Source organism: Stenotrophomonas sp. PS02300, assembly GCF_029959395.1.
Taxonomy (GTDB): Bacteria; Pseudomonadota; Gammaproteobacteria; order Xanthomonadales; family Xanthomonadaceae; genus Stenotrophomonas; species Stenotrophomonas maltophilia_AD.
Map to the genome: position 1 here is coordinate 1 of NZ_JASCOP010000204.1, position 4,298 is coordinate 4,298.

Consider the following 4,298-nt stretch of genomic DNA (forward strand, 5'->3'; position numbering starts at 1 on the left):
ATCTCTCAAGCTCAGCTTGATGCAGTTGCCCGCCAACTGAACGAGCGGCCCCGCAAGACGTTAGGCTACGAAACACCCGTCGAGCGATACCGACGAACCGTTGCGTCGATCGGTTGAATCCAAGGCCCAAAGCGGCGCTTGCGCGGCCGCTTCCTACCCGCCAGACTCGCCAAAAAGGGCGGTTGAACTTCCTATACCCCCCTGCTACGGCGAGGTCTGGTGGCTAAGAACTGAAACGTTTCGAGCATGTCCAAGATTGTCATCACCGCATCGGGCGCCGACTGGTCTACCGCAGCGCTGCTTGAGTTCAAGCGTCTCACTGGAGTTGCGCCGACGACTGTCAAGGCCGTCCCACCCGGTCAACCCTTGCTGGAGCGGGAACTGTTCCTCAACACCCATCCGGAGGTCGCGCGTGTTTTGCGGGGCGTTATTGCACTCGACCGTGCCCATGGCCTGGCCCTTGGCTACTATGAGCTGGAGCCCGGAGAGGATTTCGCCACCGCTCCTCTCGAACAGTGCCGGATTGATGCGGATGTGCTGACCAACATTCTTGCTGAGGCGGATGGCCAGTTCACATGAACTGCCACTCTCCATCCATGCGCCCGGCGTGGGCAGCAGCCGCGCGAACGCCGGCACGAAGCCGATCAGCCCGCTTCCGCATCGCCGGCCGGCTGAACTACGCCGACACCGACGACCATCGCGACCGCCTGGCGAACGCGCGCTTCATCGAAGGCAACGCCGGCTTCGCCTGGCGGCCGTGGGATAGCGCGCGCTGGGAAATGTTCGGCCGCTACACCTACCTGTACGACCTCTCCAGCCTGGGCCAGCGCGAGCAGGACTACGACCAGAAAACCCAGGTGCTGTCGGTGGAAGGCGTCTACCGCCACGACCAGCATTGGGAAGTGGCCGGCAAGCTCGCCCGGCGCGAGGGCGAGGTGCGCTACGGACGCGGCAGCGGGCCGTGGTTCGACTCGGCCACCGACTTCGCCGCGCTACAGCTGCGCTACGAGGTGGTCTACGCCTGGCACGCGCTGGCCGAATACCGCTGGCTGGACGTGCAGGCCGGCGGCACGCGGCAGGGCTGGCTGGTCGGACTGGACCGCGACATCGGCAAGAACTTCCGCATCGGCGCCGGCTACAACTTCACCGAGTTCAGCGACGACCTGACCGACTTCGACTACGACCACGAGGGCTGGTTCCTCAACATGGTCGGGATGTACTGAGGGTGCCGGTCCACGCAAGACCGTCGACGTTCAGCCGTCCACGGTCTCCTCGCCGCCATCCTTGGACAGCTCTTCGGCCCGGCGCTCATCCAGGTGGCGCTGCAGGCGGGCCACGTCTTCGGGCGACCAGTCGTCGATGCCGGTGACTTCCAGCCAGGCGTTGATGTAGTGCGATGGCGCGTAGACGTGGCCGAAACCCATTGGTGCGCTCATCGACAGCGAAGTATCCATTGCCATCTGCATCATCGTCACGACCGGATACCAGCGCATCGCCGGGGATACGTCCGGCGGGCGCGGGGCATCGAGCAGTTCCGGTTCGCGGAAGAAGCCGTGACGGTCGAAGAACGTCACCGCGTCGCTGCCGTACTGCAGGTAGACCACGCGCATCGGGCCCCACGGCGTGCCGGGCGGGGTGGAGCTGCCGTCCTGGTTCATGAAGCGGACGAACGAGCCGTCCTGGAACTGCGGCAGCCACACCGGCGAACCGGGATTGCGCGAGCGGGTCAGCCCGGCCCACTTGCTGGCGGCGAACGGAGGTCCGCTCCAGACCGCGCCATCGAATGGTTCGCCGAGCAGCTCGAACATCTCGAACGAGCGTTCCGAATTGAGCGCGCCCAGGCTCAGGCCGTGCAGGTACAGCTTCGGCCGCCGCTCGGGCGGCAGCGTGCGCCAGTAGCCGTAGACCTCGCGGAACAGTGCGCGCGCGGTGATCCCGCCTGTGTCCGGATCCAGGAGCAGCGTCAGCGGACTGGACAGGTACGAGTACTGCACCGCGACGCTGGCCACATCGCCGCGGTAGAGATATTCGATGCCGTCGATGCCGGACGGGTCGACCCAACCGGTGCCGGTCGGAGTGATGATGATCAGCGCCTTGCGCTCGAAGCCGCCGACGCGCTTGAGTTCTTCCAGCGCCAGCTGGGCGCGCTCTTCGGGCGTGTCGCCGGTGGGCAGGCCCGCGTACACGCGCAGCGGCGCCTTGGCGCCGGGACCGGCGTAGGCGGCGAGTTCGTCGGCGGTGGGGCGGGCATCGACGTAGCGCCGGCCCATGCGCCCGAGCTGGTTCCAGGCCACTAGCGACTGCGCGCTGCCGGGGCTGTCCCATTCGGTCGGCGGCGGCATGTCGGGCGGGATCAGTGCATCGGCCTGGCGATAGGAGGCGTCCAGGGTGTCCAGCAACGAGGACAGGATCACGCCGTTGACCAGGCCCACCAGCAGCAGCACGCCGGCGATCGCACCGACCACGTGCGCGATCCGTCGCGGCACCTTGCGGGTGACCAGGCGCATCACCGCCTTGATGATCATCAGCGCGATGCGGCCCAGCACGACCAGCAGCAGCGCCACGACCGCCGCACCCGCGAGTACGCCCAGGATGCGCGATGGACCGGCGGGAGCCAGGTGCATCAGTTCGCGGACGATGTTTTCCCAATGCTGGCTGCGCCAAAGCGCGAGCGCGGCGATGACCGCGCAGGCGACGACCGCGATACGGCGGCGACGCGGCTGTCCCGCCGGCCCGGGGAGCGGCAGCTCCAGGTATCCCCACAGCCAGCGCAGCAGCACGCCCAGGCCGTAGCCGGCGGCCAGGCACATGCCCGACAGCACCGCCTGCGCGACCGTGATCCGTGGCGTGAGGCTGGGCGTGAGCGAGGCGGCGAAGAACAACGTCCCCAGCACGAGCCCGGTATTGCCAAGGCGCGCCAGCAGCGAACGCCGGAGCCGGGTGAACCAGCCATCGGATGTAGTACCGGAAGCGAGTGCAGCGTCGTCGTCCTGTTGCATCAAGTATCCCCTGCGAGTGGTCCCCTTGGGCCAATATACGGACACGGATAGGCGTTTTAACCGCATGAGGCCAAGTATCGCACCGCGGAAGCGCCATCAAGCCGGCTGAGACACTCGATTTTCCCGCCCAGGTGTCAGGTTCACCACCAGGGTTTGGCGTTCAGGAGAGTGATTTGCGGCGCTCGGCGTGTACCGGACGCAGAGCCAGTTCGCGGCAAGTCAAAATCGCCGCTTTGTTCATTCACCAACTGATGCGCTGATCGACCTCAAAGTCCGGTGCCGGTTGCGCCGCCAGGTCCCAGTCTGCTGGCTCGGTTTGCGCCCCGTCATCCATCTGCGCATCACTACAGTCATCCCACAGCGGTGGCCCGCGCGCCGGGGAGATGCGGGGTGGCTCTGAATCTGCCCCGATGTGGTCCAGGATGTGCCGGATGTCAGCGCTGTGCGTAATGAACGCGATGATGCGCATATGCCCGCCACACAGCGGACACAAGAGGGGGAACACCTCGTAGATGCGGGCGATCAGCACCGCCCACAGGTAGTGCGCTGCACGCTTGGGCAGCACCGGCTCGCTCTGGGATGGCAGCGCGCTGCTCATCGGTACCACACCAGGCGCGCACTCCCCCGTGCTGATCGACGCGCCCAGCACGGGAGCGGCTTGCGCCGGTGTCGCCAGCGCCGTCACCGCAGCCCTGAGCGGCGAGTTGGGTGCCAACACGCCAAAATAGCGGTGCCGGTGGGTGCGTGGCGGGGGAACCAGCGCGGCAATGCGGTCGATCAGCTCCAGCGGTGTGAGGTGCAGCTCATAAAGGCCGATATGAACCGGCCGGGGCTGGCGCAAGCCTGAGCAGCCATTCCCTGCACCGGAGTGTTTCGTGCCGCGCTTCGCCGCGACCGTGTCGCAGCTGCAGGATGCCGTGGCGCACGCAACGTCGCCGGCAGCGCATCTGCCCACGGCTCGCTATGCGCCTCACCGTCCCGAGCGCACGCTGCTGTATTCGCTGGTGCAGGCGCATTGGCCGGACTTTCTCGCGCGCCGTGAGGTAGAAGACCGCCCGCTGCCCGAGTACGTGCGCGAGGAGTTCGAGGACTACCTGCGCTGCGGCGTGCTCGAGCACGGCTTCCTGCGCGTGGTCTGCGAGCACTGTCGTGCCGAGAGGCTGGTGGCGTTCTCCTGCAAGAAGCGCGGCTTCTGCCCCAGCTGCGGCGCGCGGCGCATGGCCGAGTCGGCGCGGCATCTGGTGGACGAGGTGTTCGGCCCGCGGCCGGTGCGGCAATGGGTGCTGAGCTTTCCGTACC

Annotated in this window: 4 protein-coding genes and 2 pseudogenes; 4 read left to right on the forward strand and 2 right to left on the reverse strand. The window is 66.9% G+C overall.

Annotated features, from left to right (window positions below; all coding sequences use genetic code 11):
• The 3 genes and pseudogenes from QMX79_RS20115 to QMX79_RS20125 form a co-directional block, all read left to right on the forward strand.
• Window positions 1-117, forward strand: a pseudogene (locus QMX79_RS20115) (IS30 family transposase); the annotation flags it as partial.
• A gap of 129 nt (window positions 118-246) precedes the next feature.
• Window positions 247-579: a hypothetical protein gene (locus tag QMX79_RS20120; RefSeq protein ID WP_164145948.1), complete on the forward strand. Its 333-nt coding sequence runs from the start codon at window positions 247-249 to the stop codon at window positions 577-579.
• Window positions 576-1,223: a hypothetical protein gene (locus QMX79_RS20125; protein ID WP_239502368.1), complete on the forward strand. Its 648-nt coding sequence runs from the start codon at window positions 576-578 to the stop codon at window positions 1,221-1,223. The genes QMX79_RS20120 and QMX79_RS20125 overlap by 4 nt, the downstream gene beginning before the upstream one ends.
• A gap of 30 nt (window positions 1,224-1,253) precedes the next feature.
• On the opposite strand, the gene QMX79_RS20130 is transcribed toward QMX79_RS20125, so the two are convergent.
• Together QMX79_RS20130 and QMX79_RS20135 are read right to left on the reverse strand one after the other, a co-directional pair.
• The gene (locus tag QMX79_RS20130) at window positions 1,254-2,999 is read right to left on the reverse strand and encodes an alpha/beta-hydrolase family protein (RefSeq protein ID WP_164145949.1); all 1,746 of its coding nucleotides are present in this window, start codon (window positions 2,997-2,999) and stop codon (window positions 1,254-1,256) included.
• 241 nt (window positions 3,000-3,240) lie between these two features.
• Window positions 3,241-3,804 (reverse strand): annotated as a pseudogene (locus QMX79_RS20135) (transposase); the annotation flags it as partial.
• Window positions 3,805-3,916: 112 nt separating this feature from the next.
• Between QMX79_RS20135 and QMX79_RS20140 the strand changes: the two are divergent.
• Window positions 3,917-4,298 (forward strand): transposase zinc-binding domain-containing protein (locus tag QMX79_RS20140; RefSeq protein WP_251478306.1); only part of this gene is annotated, 382 nt, incomplete at its 3' end.